The sequence below is a fragment of the Actinomadura mexicana genome (assembly GCF_900188105.1).
Taxonomy (GTDB): domain Bacteria; phylum Actinomycetota; class Actinomycetes; order Streptosporangiales; family Streptosporangiaceae; genus Spirillospora; species Spirillospora mexicana.
The window spans coordinates 512506-530617 of record NZ_FZNP01000001.1; the positions used below are offsets into that span (position 1 = coordinate 512506).

Consider the following 18112-nt stretch of genomic DNA (forward strand, 5'->3'; position numbering starts at 1 on the left):
TCCTCCCCGCGGACTGTTGCCGACCTGCACCAGCACTGGAGTGACGCCATGCACGACACCCGTGTCCCACCTCAGGCCCGCGGCTCGCGCCGTCAGGGCCCCGGTCGATCCAGGACGGCGGCCTTGGCGCTGCTGTCGTTCGCGATGCTGATCGTTTCCCTCGATCAGTACATCGTCGTCGTCGCGCTGCCTGATATCGGCCGTGACCTGGGCTATTCGGCGCAGACGCTGCAGCTGGTCGTCAGCGCGTACGCCGTCGCCTCAAGCGGATTCCTGCTGCTGGGCGGGCGCGCCGCCGACCTGCTCGGCCGGCGCCGGATGCTGGTCACCGGGCTCACGCTGTACGCCGTGGCCTCGCTGGCCGGCGGGCTCGCCACCGGTCCGGCGCCGCAACTGGCGGCCCGGGCGATCCAGGGGCTCGGTGGGGCGCTGGTCTTCCCCAGCACGCTGGCGATCATCAACACGACTTTCGCGGAGGGCCGCGACCGCAACCGCGCACTGGGCATCTGGGGTGGTTCTGGCGCCGCCGGCCTGGTGGTCGGCGTTCTGCTCGGCGGCGTGCTCACCCGCATGCTCGGGTGGGAGGCGGTGTTCTTCGTCAATGTCCCCCTGGCGGGAACGGCGCTCGTCTCGGCCTTCCGGTTCCTCGAGCCGGACCGGGCGCGGGAGGCGGGCCGGGTGTTCGACCTGCCGGGCGCTCTGACCTCCACCGGCGCGGTCACACTCCTGGTGTTCTCCCTGGTCCAGGGCCCGGCCCTCGGCTGGGACTCGCCCTGGACCCTCGGCACCGCGGCCGCGGGGCTCCTGCTGGTCGCGGCGTTCGCCGTTGTCGAGCGGCGCAGCCCGGACCCCCTCGTGCCCATGAAGCTGCTCGCCAACCGCGCGCTGACCGTGGCCCTGGTGGTCGCCTTCATGTTCACGGCCACTTTCGGAGCTCTCCTGTACTTCCTTTCCATCTATTTCCAGGATGTCCGCGGCTACGACCCCCTGCAGACCGGCGTGGCCTTCCTGCTCCCCACCGCGGTGGTGGTGGCGGGCTCGGCATTCGCCGGCCAGGCGGTGACGCGCTTCGGCCTCAGGCGCACCCTGGTCGCCGCGCTCGCCATCGGCGCGGCCGGTGCGGCAGGCGTCGGCCTGGCCGTATCGGCCGACGGCTCCTACGCCGCGCTCGTGCCGGGTCTCGTCGCGGTCAGCCTCGGCGACGGCGTCGTGTTCACGATGATGTTCATCGCCGCCGGCACGGGGGTGGCCGACCGCCAGCAGGGGGTCGCCTCGGGCATCGCCTCGACCAGCTCCGGGATCGGCGCCGTCGTCGGCCTCGCCGCACTCGTCCTGGTCGCCAACGCCGGCACTGATGGACTCGTGGGTGAGGAACTGCGCGTCGCCACCGCCGAAGGCATACGCACCGCGGTTCTCGTCATCGCCGGAGGAATCGTCGCCACCCTCCTCATCGCTCTCAACCTCCGTACCCCGGCCACTCACGTCCGCCGAACCGAGGCCGGTCCGCAGACGCCCGTCGTAACCGCCCCGGATCCATCGCTTGCCCGGGTGACCACTGCAACCGCCTCTGCGGGTGACCAGCGCCCGTTTTGGGCCGAACCGGAATAATGTCGGGATGATCCGCTCACGGCTCGGTGCAGGGACTGCCGCCCTCGTGCTCCTGGTGTCCACGGCGGGGGCCTCCTGCTCGGTCACCTCACCGAGGCTTCCGGCCCGCGAGGGCCCGCCCCCGGCCTGGACGCTGTCCGTGCCGACCGGCGAGAACACCACGGCGATCGTCGGGCGGGTCGCGGTGATCGCCAACGACCGGGCCGTGCTCGGCGTCGACCCCGGGTCCGGCCGGGAGCTGTGGCGGGTGCCCTCCGGTGAGGACGATGAGGTCGACGTGGCAGGCACCCTGATCGTGCACCGGCGGACGGCCTCCGACAAGGTCCGGTTCAGCGTCGTCGACCCGGCGACCGGCGGGACGCTCTGGCAGGACGGTCCGGTCACGAGGGCGCAGGTCACAAAGGACGCCGTCCTCACCAGCGTCTGCGGCGAAGGGGTCGGCTGCGAGATGACCCGCAAGGATCTGCGCACCGGCGAGGTCCGCTGGAAGCTCCGGAGCGACGAGGTGCGGTCGGCGAACGCGGCGGTCGGGGTGCGCCGGCCGCTCGTCCCGGACACAGGCCAGATCTTCGCTTCACGCCGCGGCGACGGACGGCCGGTGCCGCCGGCAGAAGAGAAGGGTTCCGACGTGAGCGGCTGGTACTCGGTGGTGGTCGGGCGAACGCTGATCAACACCGACCACGACCCTCCGTCCGGCGACGAGAACTGCACGGTCGTCGTCTCCGCGGCCGAGGCCGGGAGCGCTCACCGCACATGGACCCGGAAGGTCTACGCGGGTCGCCGGGCCGGCGGCGAGTGCGAGCGGCGGCTCGCCCCGTCCAGCACCGGCCTCGACCTGATCGGCCGCGGCCGCCGGATCGCCGCGTCCACCGACACCGGCAGGCCGCAGGTCTTCGACCTCGTCTCGGGACGGACGGTCTGGCGCGGCGACGCTTCGGGCGTCCCGATCGACGGTGACGGGCGCACGCTCCTGGTCCGTGAGCACGCGGACACCGGCGCCCTTTCGCTGCTGGACTTCCCTACCGGCCGCGTCCTGTGGAAGGCGCCTGATCCCGGCCTGCCAGGGGATTCCGCCAGCTGGGAGACCGCCGTCACGCAGCGGCGCATCGCCGTCAGCGGGGCCGAGGGCGACCACCCGTTCGTCCTCGTCTACGACGCATCCACAGGGCGTCGCCTCGGCCGCTTCCCCGGATGGCTGCAGGGACTCGGGGACGACTGGGTCGCCATAGGCCACGACGCCGAACTGAACACGCTGACCTACGACTTCATCCGCGTCTGAACGGCCTGCCGCGGCCCGGCCCAGGCCGGGCGGGACACGATGAGCACTGCGGGTTCCGGTCAGGCGACGAGGAGATCGACGGTGGCCGGGGCGATTCCGATATCGGGGGTGATGGCGCAGGCGGTGCGCAGTGTCGCGGTCAGCGCGCTGGTCGTGAGCCGAACGAGATCTTCTTGCGGGACGTCGTGGTGCTGGATGTGGTCGACGATGAGTTCGTCGAGGTAGCCGACCCAGCCGCGCATGCAGGCGCGGAGCACGGGGTGGACGGGGTCCTCCACGCCGAGGGCGTTGAGGACGCGGAGAGCGCCCTGCCAGCGCAGATCTTCGATGATGGCGCGGACCTCGGGGTCCGAACCGTTGCCGCCGCGGATGAGGGTGAGGAATCCCGCGGCGTGGCGGTCCATGTAGGTGATGTGCCGGCTGACGGCGTCGCGGAGCCGCTCGGCCGGCGTCTCGCCGTCGGGCGGGGTCTCCTGAAGGGTCTGGAGCGCTTCGCCTGCCGCGCGGATGGTGGCCAGGTAGAGCCCGCGCTTGTTGGTGAAGTGGTGAGCGATGAGCCCGTACGCGACGCCCGCACGTCTGGCGATCTCGGTGGTCGTCACTTCGTCGTAGGCGCGTTCTGAGAACAGCTGCGAGGCGGCCGTGATGAGTCGGACACGCCGGTCGATGCGGGGCGTCCTGGTGCCGTCGGTGTGCGGGCCGGTCATGGAAAAAGCCTAGAGCGCGTTGGTCGACGGCCGCTGGGCGCGAGCCGGCAGGGCCCTGGAGGCCGCCGGTTTCCTCGGTTCCCGTGCTTGACGATCCGGAACGGCGGGACTACCGTCCCAAATTGATTGATAATCAGTCAATATGGAGGGCCTGATGGGCAGCGCCAACGGTAGGAGCAGGCAGGTGGGCCGCCGAACTGTGGCGGGGGCGCCGATCCTGGTGACGGGCGCTTCGAGCGGAATCGGCCGAGCGGTGGCGTTCGCGCTGGCGGAGCGGGGTGGACGGCTGGCGATCGCCGCTCGCCGCCGGGCGGTCCTGGAAGGGATCGCCGATCGGATCGAGGACGCCGGCCTGGTACGGCCGTACGTGATCGAGGCGGACCTGTCCCGCCCCGGCGCGGCCGCCGAGCTGGCGGAGAAGGCGATAACGGCGCTGGGGAGTGTGCAGATCCTGATCAACAACGCGGGAATCGGCCTGGTGGCCGCGCAGTGCGCCATCGGTGACGACGATCAGGCACGGGCGCTGTTCGAGACGAACCTCTGGTCCCCGCTCGCCCTGACCCGGCACCTGTTCCCGGCCCTGCACTCCAGCGGTGGGCTGGTGGTGAACGTCACCTCCACCCTGCGGGCCGTGCCGATCCCGCTTCTGGGCTACTACGGCGCGTCGAAGGCCGCCCTGGCACATCTGACCCTCACGCTGCGGCACGAACTGCAGGGCACCGGCGTGTCAGTGCTGGAGATCGTGCCCGGCGCCACGGACACCGCCGCGCGTGACATCGATCTGCTGCCCTGGCGCGCCGGGCCGATGCGAACCCCGCCGCCGGTCTCTCCCGAGTCGATGGCCAAGGCGATCGTGAAGGCCATCGAGCATGGTGAGCGTCGCCGCAGCCATCCGGCGACGTCGCTCCTGCCACTGGAAGTACCGGCCCTGGGCCGGCTCATCGCCAGGGTCGTCACGCGCCGGGTCGACACCAGAGCCTGACGCCACGCGCGCAGAACGGCGGGCGAAGCCCTCAGGTGAGGGGGCCGGTGGCCACGGTGATGGTGCCGCCGGGGAGCCAGCTGGTGCCGGTGTGCGGGTGTTGCGTCGAGGTTCTCGACGGCATGAAGGTGACGAGGGAGGCCGCGTACAGGCGGGGCGGGCTCGGCGTTCCCCCGGGGCCGCGCCATGCCTGGTAGCCGGCGGCGGAGGGTGTTTCGTCCGGGAACCTGGCCCGTAGTTCGGCGGCGTAGCGCAGTGGTTCCGGGTCGCGCGGGGAGAAGCGCAGGGGGAGCATCTGGGCGGCCGGGATGGCCAGCAGCGGCGAGCTGAGCAGCCAAGGGGCCAGGTAGGCGCCCTGCCCGCGCAGACTGCCCCGTGCCATCCGGCGGAGCGTCGCGTCGGCCTCGGACCAGCCGGAGACGAGGATGACCGGCCGGTTCGCGCCCGCCGCCGCGATCCTCATCCCCGCCCGCGCGCTCGCCTCCCGGACGGCCAGCGCCGCGGCCCGCGAGCGGGGTGACCCGTCGCCGACCAGGTGGACGGAACCGACCCCGCGCCCGGAGAGGAACCCGACCGTCGCGCGGAGGGCGGCGGCGTCGGCGGCGCCGAGCCGGTCGGCGGGGCACGAGACCGCTGTGCCACCGCCTGAGACGAGGGCGCCGAGGGCGGCGCTCGCGCATTCCGGGCCGTCCGTGCGCAGTTGCGGCGACGTGGCCGGGCCGGCGCCGGTGTCGACCGTGAGGGAGGCCGTCCGGCCACCGGAGCCGAGGTCGATCCGGCTGCGGCCGGGCGGCAGCCACACCTGCCGCCAGGTACCCGGTGCGCCCGGCATGCGCGCCGTGGCGCTCGCCGGATCGCGGGAGGTCCCCACCGAGACCGGACGGTCGCCGGTGTGGACGAGGTTCCAGCCGGGGCGCTGCGGAGTCACCAGGATCGGCAGGCGCGCCCCGGCCAGGGCGACCTCGCGCAACAGCGGAACACCGGGGGCGACCCGGTCCCGGACCACCGTGGGCGAGCCGCCCACGGTGAGCGTCGTGAGCGCGGCGGCCAGCACCGCGCCGGACGCGACGGAGCGCCGGGGGTGCTGGAGCGCGCGGGGCGTCGCGAGCGCCACCGCGGCCAGCGCGAGGGCCACGAGGACGCGGTCCACGGCCACCAGGTATCCGACCGCGGCGACGGCCGCGCCGACCGAGACGAGCACGGTGAGGCCGCGGGACGGCGGGCCGGTGCGCGGCCGGAGCAGCGCGGCGCCCGCCACGACGGCGGTGGCGAGCAGGGCGACGACGCGGATCGCCGTCGTCGCCCAGCCGCCGTCCGGCACCGCGCCGTGCCCGCCGTGCCCGCCGTGACCGCCGTCCGCCCACGCCGGGGAGGCGAGGAGCAGCAGCGCCGCCGCCGTCCACACCCCGGTGGACGGCACCGCGCGCCGGACGTCAGCGGACGTCGGCATCGGAGACCGCGAACAGGACGCCGTGCGGGCGGGCGTCGCCGGTCCCGCCGTGCGGCCACGCGGACCGGTTGAACTCCACGCACGGGCGGCCGCTGTTCTCGTCCTTGAAGCTCCGGTCCAGGGAGAGCTGCTGCCGCGGCGAGATGTCCACCATGCAGACGCGGTGGTCGCCGTCGAACGGCGACGCGGCGACGAAGTAGTTCGCCAGCACGAGCCGCGCCGGCTGCCGCGTCTCCTGGTAGTAGCCGCCGGGGCCCTGCCGGAAGTTGTCCAGCGCCGCCCAGTGCGGTCCGCCGGTCGTCGGGTCCTCGATGGGCAGGACGCTGACCAGGGACGGGCAGTCGAACTCGGCGCCGCCGCGCGTCACCTCCTCCAGGGTGTCGATGTTGCACTTGGTCCGTCTGCCCGCGTCGACGAGCTTGCGGACGTCCAGCACGTACACCATGCCGGTGTCCTTGCCGCCGGACGACTCGTCCCCTCGGCGCATGACGACGTGGTACAGGTATCGGTCGTCCGCGCTGGTCTGGAGCCAGGAGCCGCCGTCCATGCCGACGCGGTTGTCCAGCCCAGGGGCGAGCCTGGTGAACGCGGTCGTGTCGTCGAAGACCTCGCGCCACGTCGGCTTCGGGTCGGTGATGTCGGGGGTGTAGTAGATGGACGCGCCGCCCATCGTCGACACGAACCCGCCGCGGTGGCGGCGTTCGTTGGTGAGCGCCGTCTCCATCACCACGCGCGGCTCCTCCTGGATGAGGAACGGCTCCTTGCGCGGTCCGTCCGGGAGGCGGGACACCGACAGCAGCCTGGGGCGGTCGCGTTTCGCGATGTCGTAGATCCGCACCGTGTCGCGGGCGATGTAGAAGTCGGCGGTCGGGAGGAGCATCAGGCTCCGCACCTCGGCGAAGTCGCTGGTGACCAGCCGGTTCAGATCCTCGCGCACCCGGATGCCGTGCGGGTTGGCGCAGGTCGGCGGGTCCACCTGCGGGATGCTGTGGCAGGTGTCGGGCTCGGCCGCCTGCGTGGCCGCCGGGTACTCGACCCGCACCCTGCCGGTCTGGTCGATCCGGAGCACCTCGCCGGGGGTGCCGGCCGCGCCGTTGCCGGTCCTGACCTCGCCGTGCGTGTACGTGCAGGGGCCGGGGACGTTCGGACCGCCCATGTAGGCGCCGTAGACGGTGCCGTCCTTCAGGGTCGTGAAGGCGTCCGGGGCCGTGCCGCAGGGGGTGTCCGTGGCGGTGACGACGCCGCTGATCCTGATCTGGGGAAGCTGCTTCACGTCGAACACGTAGGTCGTGTCGCTGAGCAGCCCGCCGGCGTACACCTTGTCGCCCTTGTGCCACACGTACTGCATGTGGTGCGGCTCGTTCTGCAGCAGCGGGCCGATGGTCGCGGTGTTGACGACCTTGCCGTAGTCGCGGGACCCCTTCGTCGCGTCGATCACGGCGAGGAAGTCGGGGTCGGCGGAACCCTCGACGTCGGCCTTCTGGTGCGCGGCGTGGCCCGTGGCGCCGACCGGGCCGCCCGGGATGCTCGCGTCGCCCGTCCAGACCAGCAGCCATTCCTTCCGGTGGCCCGCGCCCTTCGTCCGGACGACGTGGTTCGTGACGGTGTAGGTGGTGCCGTCGCGTCCCTTGACGCTGGACGTGCTGACGGCCACGTCACCGGCCCCGGCGTCCGCCCCTGCCACGGGCTGGAACGCGACCAGGCCGGCGGCCGCCGCCGCCAGCGCGATGAAAACGATCACTTTTCGGCGCAGGTTCGAGAACGGTGCAATGCCGACCATGGCCTTCTCCCCCGTGTTTCCGCAGGCGGGATCGCCGATCGGCGTCAATTTACTATACTAATTACTAGCTATCCAGAGTCTGACGTGCGGCACGCGAGGCCGAAGACGGAAGGGTGCGCGGATTACACGGCCGCCGTCCGTGGAGGCCCGGACGTGAAGAATTTCCGTGTTCGCGGGCGCCGTTCCGCAACGGCCCGCCTCTCGTTCCGATCGGCGCTCCGCCGGGTGCGCCTTCGAGTTCCCACGCCGCGGACGACGGTCCGCGGCCGGCGCGTTCATCCCGAACTCCGCAGGCAGCTTCCCTGTATACATGCGCTGGTCAGCGCATATCCGGTCGGGTCGGGCTCCGTCCGCCGCCCCGTCCGGCGATTCCACTGTCCGACCAACGCGGAGTGAACTCCGGGGTCAATGACTCACCCCGTTCGGGCGACTCCCCCGCCGCCACCCGCCGCCACCCGCCGCCAACCGCCGAGCAACATCCGGCGACCGGCCACCGGCCGCGCCGCGCATCCCCGCCATTCCCCATAAGACACGCCCACCGGCTGTTGCGTTGCTACATAAACTTCCAGCTGACCGAATCCGGCCCGCCGTCCGAGGTTTGAGCGAAGCGCTTCGACGCCCCTCGGGAGTCGGCCAGGCAGGAGGGACGGTTCGACGTGGGCGGGGCGCTCACGTGCACCGTCGGGTCGACGCTGCTGGCGTGCGGGTTCATCCGCGCCGCCGGGGCCCGCTCACCACCGCGCTCGACGAGCTGGCCGCCGCGCTCTGATCCGGGCTTGGGGGCGGGCGCCGGCGCTCAGCGGACCGGCGCACCGGCCGCGGTGGTGAAGGGACGGCGCCCGCCGGGGACGCCGGTCCGGGTCTCGCCGCCGCTCTCGTAGGGGAAGGCGAACGGCAGACCGGCGGCGGCCATCGGGCGCGGGCGGTCCATGAGGTGGAAGTGCAGGTGCGGCTCGGAGGAGTTCCCGGAATTGCCGACCTCGCCGAGGACGTCCCCGGCCCGGACCCGGTCGCCCTTGGAGACGCGCGGCGAGCCGCGGCGCAGATGGGCGAAGACCGCGTACACGCCGTCGCCCAGGTCGAGGGTGACGGAGTTGCCGACGATGAACCTGCCCGCCGAAAGCGTCAGCAGCGACAGCAGCTGGCGGAACACCATCCCCTCGATCATCAGGTAGACGATGCCGGGCCAGGAGTTCCGGCTCCAGTGGTCGCGCTGCCACCCGCTCGCCTGGACGACGACGCCGTCGGCCGGTGCGAGGACGTCCCGCCCGAACGACGGGAACGTGTCCGGGCGCGCCGCGAGGGGCCAGTTCCGCGTGGCGCTCCATTCGCCGTCCGGGACGTGGACCAGGTCGATCGCATAGGTCTGGCCCAGCTCGTGGGTTCCGTGGCTGGGCACCTTGTCGGCCGGGCTGTTGACGGGCACCCAGCGTCCCTCGACCGGGCTGCGCAGGGCGACCGGTTCGGTGTCCGAGGGGCTGCTGCGCACGAAGAACAGGACGAACCCCGCCACGACGAAAGCCATGCCGATCCACCAGAGCACGTCGACGCCGTGCAGGGGGGCGGTGAGGGCCAGCACCAGGCCAAGCAGGATGAACAGCGTCCTGGATCGTGCGAGTGTCCTGAGCATGGCCCCTCCATCGGGTCGGTCAGCAGCGGGTGTCGGCAGCGGTTCGGTCAGCGGCGGGTCGCCGCCAGCACGGTCAGGATCGGCACCACCCGCTCGCCGGGGACGCTGTAGCGCCCGCGCCCCGTGGTGCGCAGCCAGCCGGCCGCGACCAGCTGGCGCAGATGGTGGTAGAGCTGCCCGGTCGTGCCGAGGCTCTCGTGGGCGGCCAGCTCCGCGGTGGTGCGCGCGCCCTGAAGGATCTCCCGGAGCAGCAGCAGCCGGACGGGGTGCGCGAGGGCCGAGAGCGTCTCGGCGTTCTGCGACCAGTCGTCCGACAGCAGGTCGCCGGTCGGGTGCCCCTGCTGCCAGTCGTAGTGCTCCCCGGACGGGAGCGTCACCGAGCCGGTGAACAGCACCGCGCCGGGCTCGGCGACCCGCTCCCTCAGGGCGTCCAGGGCCCAGAACGCGCCGGCCGGTTCCGGGGGGCCGGCGGCGGGCGCGGCCCCTTCCAGTGCGGCCACGCGCTCCTCCAGGCGCGCGAGGCGTTCCGCCAGGGTCTCTTCTGTCACTGCTCCAGTATTACGTAAGTACGTAGATACGACAAACGACGCGACTCAGTCGGACGCGGGGCGCGCGAGGGGGCGGGGCGTCCGGTGGCGCGCCAGGTAGGCGCGGTGGTCCCAGTCGTCCAGGAAGCCGGCCGCGGCCTCGCGGCCCGCCGCGTAGAGGCGGTCGCGGGTCGCCGCGTCGAGGTCGAAGTCGGTCGCGAGGACGCCGCCGGTGGGGACGAACATGGTGCGGGCCACGATGGCCGGCTCGTCCATCTGCACCCGGTCGTGCGCCTCCGCCATCGTCGAGACGAGCGCGCGCCCGTAGCCGGCGGGGCCGCGGACCGCGCGCCACTGCGGGAACACGCCGCCGGGCAGCGGGCGGGCCGACAGCTTCACGCCGAACGTCGGCCAGCGGGGCTCGCGGTCCTCCCGGTCGAAGATGGTGATCGGGTAGTTGGAGAGCATTCCTCCGTCCACCTGGACGCATGCGCGGCCGTCGTTGCGGCGGACGCGGCGCGGCCGGAAGAACACCGGGATGGACGCCGAGGCGCGCACCGCGTCGGCGACGGGCTGCTCGTCGGGGTCCAGGCCGTACCGCTCGTAGTCCCACGGCAGGCGGACCATTCGCCCGCTGCTGATGTCGGAGACCACGACGACGAGTTTGTAGGCGTGCCGCGGCGGGAGCGCCGAATCGGGGTCGTGCATTTTCAACTGCCCGAACGTCTCGACCCCGCATTCCTCAAGGCGCGCCGAGATCCACCGGTGCAGGGCGTCGCCCTTGTGCAGTCCGAGAGTGGTGAGCAGGGACAGGCCCCGGACGACGGCGAAGCGCGAGCCGTCCTGGAACGTCCGGTAGTCGAGTCCGCGCATGAGCTCGACCATGTCCGGGACCGGCATCCCGGCCGCCAGCAGCGACCCCACGATCGCGCCGGCGGAGGTCCCGGCCACGCGGGCCGGCGCGCCGAGCCGGTGGCCGCGCGCCTGCGTCTCGGCGATCGCACCGACCAGCGCGATGCCCTTCACGCCGCCGCCCTCCAGTACGAGGTCGGCGCGCGGCACTGCCGGAGAGTCCATCGATCTCCCTTCCGCCATGACGCCGCACTGGCGACACGGGTCACTTTTCCGATGAGAACGGAACCCGTTCGGCACACGAATGAATCCGTTTCATCCCTCTCTTGGAGATGCCCTACCGATCAAAGTTTCATTGGCGCTCGGCAGGATTTTTACGCACCCTTTTCCGACCCGCGGGCAGCGGCGGCAGGCGCGCGAAAGCGATCACCGCCTCCGCCTCGTTCGGGTTCACCGTCGACGCCCCGGGCGGGAGCCAGGCGGCTCCCTCCCTCGCATGCAGCAGTCCTTGACGCCCGCTCTGCGAGACCGTCGTCCGGCACGGCGGCGGCTCCCGTGCCGCCGTGCCGGACGACCTGCCGGAAACCGCGAATGATCTCGTACCGCGCCCCGCCGGAGCGTTTCGGGGACGTCCTCTCCCCCCCATCCGGACGATGTGAAGGCCGTTATCATCCTCACCGGACAGCCCCGCCAAATAAACCTCACAAATACCCTAAATATCGAACCTTTCCGGCGCGCGAATGCGGGAAAAGCCGTGCGGACGCTGCCGCATCCGGCCAGGATGCGGGCATGACCTTCCCGCTGATGCACGGGTACGATCACATCAACGTGGTGGCCCGGCTCGATCCGGTCGCGGACGTCCGAGATCGGGAACTCGGTGAGCGGATTCGGCGATATCCCAAGCTCTTTCCCGCAGGATCCCCCGAATTCGGTTATGCAGTGCAATTTGGGAAAGAATGGCGGATCGGGTCGCTGGGTGCGGACGGCCCGGCCACCGCCCGCTACAACCTCGCGATCGACCTGCGCACCTGCGCGGCGCAGGAGACCGATCCCCCGACCGTCCGGGCGATGCTCGCGGCGGCCGCGCGGCTCGACCCCGAGGAGGGCGAGCAGCTCGCCAAGGACGAGTGGGAGATCGGCGACCGCCGCTACCGCGTCATCCGGGTGGAGAAGTTCATCCTGCTCGGCGACCGGGTGATGGAGCCGCCCCGGTCCACCGACGCCGACCTCACCGCCGACGGCCTGCTGCGCGACCACCTGCTCGACCCGCCGGCGCCGTGCGGCCAGTGGGAGGCGCAGCTGCGGCTGAACCTCGTCGGGCGGCTGCCGGTGCCCGGCACCGTCCCGGACATGATCTGCACGGAGGCGCGGCACGCGGTCCGCACGCACCCCGGGGTCGTGCTGCTCCCGCCCACCTTCATCGCGGTGGAGGTCGACGGCGAGGCCTGGGCCCCGCTCACCGGCGGCGACGCCCCGGAAGAGGCCCGCGACCGGCTGGCGCGCCACTTCACCGACCTGATGCCGAGGCTCCGCGAGTTCCAGGGCGACCCCCCGTCGGACGCCGAGCTCGCCGAGTGGGCCGCGATCGCCGACGGTATCCGGGCGGCGCCGGGCCACGTGTTCAGCGTCCGGGGCCGCGAGTTCCGCACGGTCCGCGTCTGCCGCATGCTCCGCCTCGGCCGCGACGGTCCCGAGGCCCCGCGCCCCTCCGACCAGGACCGCTACGGCCTCCCCACCTTCGGCTGACCGTGGCCGTCCGGATGGTCAGCCGATGTTCAGGTCGCCGTGGACGTCCCTGAGCTGGATCACCTTCCCGGCCCGGCCGTTGAGGACGTTGACCACGCCGTCGTTCGTGGCGGCGGCGTTGGTCTGGGCCTGGTTCCAGAGGTTCCGCGACTCCGCGCCGAACTCGGGGTCCTCGGCCATGAGGCGCTGGACGGCGCCCGCGAGGGCTTGGATCCGGTCGGGGGCCGGATCGCCGGCCGCTCGCGCCAGGGCCTCCTCTTCGGCCGGACGTCCGCGGAACCGTTCACGGACGCGCCGGGAGAGTTCGGCGACGGCGGCCCGGACCGGTTCTCCTGCGACCTCGACGGCCTTGCCCGCCATCGCGGTCGCGACTGCAACGGTCATCGGATCTGTCACCCTCACAGTTCATCACGAAGGCTTCGACGATCCAATCGCAGATTTCCGGCATTGCCGGTAAATCGCAGCGACCAAAATAGGATTTAACGTCGACTTATATTGGTGATCCAGAACGGCGAGGTAGATTGGCGAGCGGGTCGGGCGCGAATCCCCTCGTCCGCCATGTCATGGGATGGATCGATCGTGCAGTCTCCCGACGAACGGGACCGGTGGACCAACGAACTGACCGGAACGATAGCGGGTTCCAGCGTCCAGGCGGGCTCGATCGCCGGCGGCGTCCATATCACCATGCAGCGAGGCGCGCCCCTGCCCGCTCCGGCACAACTGCCGGCGCCCGGACTGTTCGCCGACCGGCGCGACGAAATGGCGGCACTGAAGGCCCTCGCGCAACGGCCCGGCCTTGTGGCGATCACCGGGCCGGGCGGCGTCGGGAAGACCACGCTGGCGCTGCACTGGCTGCACGGGCTGAAAGGCGATTACGAGGGTCAACTGTTCGTCGACCTACGCGGATTCTCCGGAACCGACCCGCTCCCCCCGGACGAGCCGCTGGAACGCTTCCTGCGGGCGCTTGGAGCGCTCCCGGACAGCATCCCGGCCGGCGTCGACGAGCAGGCGGCGCTGTTCCGGTCCATGACGACCGGTCGGCCCATGATCGTTTTTCTCGACAATGCGGTCTCGGCGGCCCAGGTCAGGCCGCTGCTGCCCGGCACGGGCGAGTCGCTGGTCGTGGTCACCTCCAGGCGACGGCTGTCCGGGCTCGTGGTGGACGGCGCACGCTTCCTGGAGGTCGATCCTCTCGGTGTGCCGGGCGCGCTGGAACTGCTGGAGCATCTGATCGGCGCGGACAGGATCGGGGCCGAGCGCGAGGACGCCCGCTCACTGGTGGCCCTGTGCGGGACACTGCCGCTCGCGGTGTGCGCGTCGGGCGCCCGCCTCGCCGCCCGGCGGCGCTGGCCGATCGCCCGCGCCGTCGCCGAACTCGGCGACGAGGCGCGCCGGCTGTCGGCATTGCGCACCGGAGAGGGAGACATCTCGGTGGACGCCGTGTTCAACACCTCCTACCAGGCGCTCGATGAATCGCAGGCACGCGCCTACCGGCTGATCGGCGTCCACCCCGGGCCCGACTTCGACGTGCCCGCTGCCGCGGCCCTGCTCGGGACGGACGAAGACCACGCCTTGGACCTGCTGCACGGCCTCGTTGACGCCCACCTTCTACTCGAAGGCAGAGATGAGCGCTACTTCTTCCACGACCTCGTCCGGCTGCACGCCCGCGACAAGGCCCGTGAACCGGCAGTGGCGTCCGACCGCGAAGCCGCGCTGGCCGGGTTGGCGGACTGGTACCTCACTTCCGCGGTCACGGCCGATCTCCTCCTGATGCCCGGACGGTGGCATCTGGGCGGCCGCTACGGGTCCGGTCCGCGCAACGACACGCTCGCGGACCGCCCCGGGGCACTGGCCTGGCTCGACCGGGAGCGGGCCAACCTCGCCGCGGTGGCGCGGGAGGCACATGAAGCCGGGCTGCACTCCGTCGCGTGGCAGCTCTGCGAGGCGGGCTGGCCGCTGTTCCTCCACCGCAAGCACTACCGGGCGTGGATCCGGATGTACGAGGTCGGCCTCGCGGCCGCCCGGAGCTGCGACGACCCTCGCGCCCAAGCCCGGATGCTGGTGGGCCTCGGGGTGGCCCACCTCAACCTCCAGGAGATCGACGGCGCCCGCGACCGGTACGAGGCCGCGCTGGCCCTGGAGCGGCAGGTCGGCCATCGGCTCGGCGAGGCGGCGGCGCTGGAAGGGCTCGGCCTCGTCGCTCTCGCCACCGGCGACCTGGTCCCCGCCGTCGGCCTGTTCACGGAGGCGCGGGACGTGCACGCGGCCCTCGGCCGTCCGCGCGGCGTCGCGCTGATGGAACGCCACATCGGCGAGGCGCTCAGCTCGGCGGGGCGGCACGGTGAGGCCGACGCCGTTCTGACCGGTGCGCTGGAGACGTTCACGCGGCTCGACGAGCCGTACCACCAGGCCCGGACCTTGACCTGTCTGGGCCAGACCCGTCTGCTGGCGGGGCGTCTGGACGAGGCCGCGGAGGCGTTCCGCGCGTCTCTCGGCATCGCCCGGGAGACGGGCGCGCGCCACGTGGAGGCCGGCGCCCTGCGGGAGCTCGCCGGAGTTGCGGCGCACCGGGGCGCCTCGGCGGACGAGCGCCGCTATCTGGAGCAGGCGCTCGCCATCTACACCGAGCTCGGCGCGCCGCAGGCCGTGCCGGTCAGGGCACGGCTCGGCGAGGTGCGGCCGGAATCGCCTGCACCGCAGGACCCGCCTGCGCCGCCGGATCTCGGACCCTGACCTGCGCGACGGTGTTCCCCCGCAGAGCCGTGAGGCGGGTGAGCGCGCCGAGCGGGCGGCCCGCCACCATCCACGCATGCACCGCCGACGCGTACGCCGACGCATCCTCCTCCGCACAGGTCTCCCCGAGGACCGGGACGAGTCGCGCCGACCAGCCGCCCGCGGCCAGAAGGCACCCGTCCCGCGTGTTCACGGCGACGACCAGGCATCCTGGGAAGGCCGCCCGGTGCAGGACCGGTTCACCGGCGTTGCGGACGATCACGTCCGCGCAGGACAGCAGGGTCCGCGACGTCTCACCGGGCCCCGCCACCAGGTGCTCGTCGAGCGGCGGCCTGGAAGGGGCGCCGCCGCCCGGCGAGCGCTCCAGTCTGAGCACCCGGCCTCCCACCAGGACCCGTTCCGTTCCCGCGTCCCGGTACCCGGCCGGATCGTCCCAGACCCGCACCAGCGTGGCCATCACGCCGCCCGCAGGCGGATGGCGGGCGGACACGGCACCGGTACGGGGAGGACGTCCGGCGGGCATGCCCGGTCCTGCAGCCGCATCAACCGGTACATCTCAGACCTGATCAGGCGGGCCGCCTCTCCCGGCCGGGAGCTCAGGTCCCGGCGCATCTCGTCGTGGAGCCGCCCGGTGAACGCGTGGGCGGCCTCGGCGAGCTGGGGGACGAGCGGCCGGTCCCACCCGACCCGCGGAGCGACCGTGCCGAGCCTGGCGGTGTGCGTCCCAGGCGCCACGCTCTCCTCCGGGAACGCGCCCAGGAGCACCGGCAGGCCCAGCGCCGCGCCGTAGTACGTCACCGAGCCATGGTCGCCGATCACCCGGTCGGCGGCGACCAGCGCGGCGCGCCAGCCCTCCTCCGGCGGCAGCAGCCGGACGCCGTGCCGCAGGCAGTCCGCGTGCCACGAGAGCACCTGCCTCCTGCCGTACCACGACCAGATGTGCGGGTGCAGTGCCGCGACGATCTGGTACTCGTCGCGCGGCAGCTCGGCCGCCACCCGCAGGAGCACGTCGGGGTGCGCCCCGAACAGCGAGTCCCGGCCCCACGTGGAGCTGACGAAGACCAACCGCCTGCCGTCGCCGACGCCCAGCGCCCGCCGGTACGCCTCGCGGTAGGGCAGGCTCGCCGTCAGCCTGTCCAGGCAGGGGTCTCCGCAGACGAAGGCCACCGGCCGCGCCTCCGGACACTCGCGGTCGAGCATGCTCAGATGCCGCTCGTGCGCCAGGGCCATCGACGAGGGCACGACGCGTCCCGCGACGACGATCCGCTCCCTGATCAGTCCGGTGACCGGCCGTGCGGCCGGAGGTCCGGCGCCCCGCAGGCGGCCCAGCAGCTTGCCGGGACCCGCCCCGTGCAGGAGGGTCATGACGGGCCCGTGCAAGTTCTCCAGCATCCCGTGACTCGCCGCCACGACGAGGTCGAACCGGGTGGTGACCGCCTGGCGCCACGGCAGCACCAGCCCGCCGAGGTCCCGCAGATGCGCGTCCAGCCCACCGGTGAAGACCGACGCCGGTGCGGCGGTGTAGGCGACGGCCACTCTCCGGTCGGTCTCCAGCAGCGGTATGACGTCCGCCAGCCGCGTCGCCGCCGTCAGGTGGTGCGCCACCGCCAGAACGGTGCGCTGCCCCGGCATCGTCGAGCCCCGCCGGGCGTCCGGCCCGAACGGGCCCGGCACCCATGTGTCGGTCGTGCCGTCCATGCTCAGTCTCCCTGACAGGCGTCGATGGGGCGGTCGGCCGGGCACTCCATGCGGAGCGGCGGCGGGACCGGTTCAGCGACGGGAATCGTGGCGGGCTGCGGCAGGCGCAGGAGCCTGTACATCGTGCGGCGGACGGCGCGGTCGAACCGCCCCGGCTCCGAGGTGATGCGCCGGACCACCGCCTGGACGCGGTCCGACCGCCATTGCGCCGCCGCTTCGGCCAGCTGCTCCGGCACCGGACGGTGCGCCACCAGCCGGATACCGTACGGGACGGGCGGAACTGAGGGATGCTCCGCCGCGCGAGGTGGGGCGTCGGTGAGCATCACCGGGACCCCGGTGATCGTTCCGTACCGGGTCACCGCACCGGGCGCACCGATGATCCAATCGGCGGCGACGAGGGCCGCACGCCAGTCCGCCTCCGGCGGCAGGAGCCCGGAACCGTTCCGCAGGCCGGCCGCGCTGAGGCCGCCGGTGCACGGGTGGGGTCCCGGCTCGTACAGGCCGAGGACCTGGAAGCGCTCGGGAGATAGCTCGGTGAGCAGGCGGTGCACGAGATTCCCCGTGCCGGGGCGAGCGCCCCCGCAACGGTTCGCCGCGCCGGTGGCGGGGAGCGCCACGACCACGAGCCTGCGGTGCCGGCCCACCCCCAGGGCACGGCGATAGAAGTCGCGGAACGGGAGGCTCGCGACGATCCGGTCGTGAACGGAGTCCCCGACGACCACCACCTCAGTGGCCGCCCCGGCCTCGGCCGGCAGGGGGCGGTCCATCTCGTGAGCGCAGGCGAGGACCACCGCTCCCGCGCGCTCTCTCCTGCCCGGCGGGTGCGCTGCGCGTTCCGCGCCCGCCCCCGGAAGCATGATCAGCGGCGCCGACGGCCCGCGACCAGGCGCCGGAGGCGCGGCGACGACCAAAGCGAAGTCGCCGGACATCGCCTCGCGCCAGGGCAGCGGCACGGTGCCCGCGTCCCTGAGCAGCGCGTCGGCCGCCGCCGCCCACGGCCCCGGGGGCACCGTGAAGAGGACCCGCAGCCGTGGATCGGCGACCGCCAGCCGGGCCGCGTCCAGGACGGGCTGCCCGAGTTCGGACGAGCCCACCACCACCAGTACCGTGCGCCGGTCCC

General features: G+C 72.7%; 15 protein-coding genes. 5 read left to right on the forward strand and 10 right to left on the reverse strand.

Annotation, left to right across the window (positions count from 1 at the left end; all coding sequences use genetic code 11):
• Positions 1–123 precede the first annotated feature (123 nt).
• The gene (locus CHC11_RS02155) at positions 124–1608 is read left to right on the forward strand and encodes an MFS transporter (RefSeq protein WP_245918662.1); all 1485 of its coding nucleotides are present in this window, start codon (positions 124–126) and stop codon (positions 1606–1608) included.
• Positions 1609–1615: 7 nt separating this feature from the next.
• Complete coding sequence (locus CHC11_RS02160; RefSeq protein ID WP_089309840.1) at positions 1616–2887, forward strand: outer membrane protein assembly factor BamB family protein; 1272 nt, start codon at positions 1616–1618, stop codon at positions 2885–2887.
• 59 nt (positions 2888–2946) lie between these two features.
• Here CHC11_RS02160 and CHC11_RS02165 read toward each other — a convergent pair whose 3' ends face one another.
• The gene (locus CHC11_RS02165; RefSeq protein ID WP_089309841.1) at positions 2947–3594 is read right to left on the reverse strand and encodes a TetR/AcrR family transcriptional regulator; all 648 of its coding nucleotides are present in this window, start codon (positions 3592–3594) and stop codon (positions 2947–2949) included.
• 154 nt (positions 3595–3748) lie between these two features.
• On the opposite strand from CHC11_RS02165, the gene CHC11_RS02170 reads away from it, so the two are divergent.
• Positions 3749–4576, forward strand: a complete 828-nt coding sequence (locus CHC11_RS02170; RefSeq protein WP_179278643.1) for an SDR family NAD(P)-dependent oxidoreductase — start codon at positions 3749–3751, stop codon at positions 4574–4576.
• Positions 4577–4607: 31 nt separating this feature from the next.
• Here CHC11_RS02170 and CHC11_RS02175 read toward each other — a convergent pair whose 3' ends face one another.
• The 5 genes from CHC11_RS02175 to CHC11_RS02195 form a co-directional block, all read right to left on the reverse strand.
• Positions 4608–6026, reverse strand: coding sequence for a hypothetical protein (locus CHC11_RS02175; RefSeq protein ID WP_089309843.1), 1419 nt, complete (start codon positions 6024–6026; stop codon positions 4608–4610).
• Positions 6010–7806 (reverse strand): selenium-binding family protein, encoded by a 1797-nt coding sequence (locus CHC11_RS02180; protein WP_218825903.1) that lies wholly within the window; start codon positions 7804–7806, stop codon positions 6010–6012. The genes CHC11_RS02175 and CHC11_RS02180 overlap by 17 nt, the downstream gene beginning before the upstream one ends.
• 796 nt (positions 7807–8602) lie before the next feature.
• Positions 8603–9436, reverse strand: a complete 834-nt coding sequence (locus CHC11_RS02185) for a M23 family metallopeptidase (RefSeq protein WP_089309844.1) — start codon at positions 9434–9436, stop codon at positions 8603–8605.
• A 47-nt stretch (positions 9437–9483) separates the two neighbouring features.
• Positions 9484–9984 carry an ArsR/SmtB family transcription factor gene (locus CHC11_RS02190; RefSeq protein ID WP_089309845.1) on the reverse strand — a complete coding sequence of 167 codons (501 nt, stop codon included), beginning with the start codon at positions 9982–9984 and terminating at the stop codon, positions 9484–9486.
• 45 nt (positions 9985–10029) lie between these two features.
• Positions 10030–11040 carry a patatin-like phospholipase family protein gene (locus CHC11_RS02195; RefSeq protein WP_089309846.1) on the reverse strand — a complete coding sequence of 337 codons (1011 nt, stop codon included), beginning with the start codon at positions 11038–11040 and terminating at the stop codon, positions 10030–10032.
• Between the two features lie 579 nt (positions 11041–11619).
• Here CHC11_RS02195 and CHC11_RS02200 point away from each other — a divergent pair.
• Positions 11620–12561: a DUF5954 family protein gene (locus CHC11_RS02200; protein ID WP_245918717.1), complete on the forward strand. Its 942-nt coding sequence runs from the start codon at positions 11620–11622 to the stop codon at positions 12559–12561.
• 18 nt (positions 12562–12579) lie between these two features.
• Here CHC11_RS02200 and CHC11_RS02205 read toward each other — a convergent pair whose 3' ends face one another.
• A complete protein-coding gene (locus CHC11_RS02205) occupies positions 12580–12945 on the reverse strand; it encodes a hypothetical protein (protein WP_089309848.1) in 366 nt (121 codons plus the stop codon).
• Between the two features lie 195 nt (positions 12946–13140).
• Between CHC11_RS02205 and CHC11_RS02210 the strand changes: the two genes are divergently transcribed.
• Positions 13141–15294: an ATP-binding protein gene (locus CHC11_RS02210; protein WP_179278644.1), complete on the forward strand. Its 2154-nt coding sequence runs from the start codon at positions 13141–13143 to the stop codon at positions 15292–15294.
• On the opposite strand, the gene CHC11_RS02215 is transcribed toward CHC11_RS02210, so the two are convergent.
• Genes CHC11_RS02215 through CHC11_RS02225 form a run of 3 tightly spaced genes read right to left on the reverse strand, consistent with a single transcriptional unit; the run spans position 15215 to position 18089 of the window.
• Positions 15215–15751 (reverse strand): hypothetical protein, encoded by a 537-nt coding sequence (locus tag CHC11_RS02215; RefSeq protein WP_143226889.1) that lies wholly within the window; start codon positions 15749–15751, stop codon positions 15215–15217. The two genes, CHC11_RS02210 and CHC11_RS02215, sit on opposite strands and share 80 nt — an antisense overlap.
• Complete coding sequence (locus tag CHC11_RS02220) at positions 15751–16992, reverse strand: hypothetical protein (RefSeq protein ID WP_089309851.1); 1242 nt, start codon at positions 16990–16992, stop codon at positions 15751–15753. Before CHC11_RS02220 ends, CHC11_RS02215 begins: the two co-directional genes overlap by 1 nt.
• Positions 16993–16994: 2 nt before the next feature.
• Entirely contained in the window at positions 16995–18089 is a 1095-nt protein-coding gene (locus CHC11_RS02225) for a hypothetical protein (RefSeq protein WP_143226890.1), read from the reverse strand.
• Positions 18090–18112 lie beyond the last annotated feature (23 nt).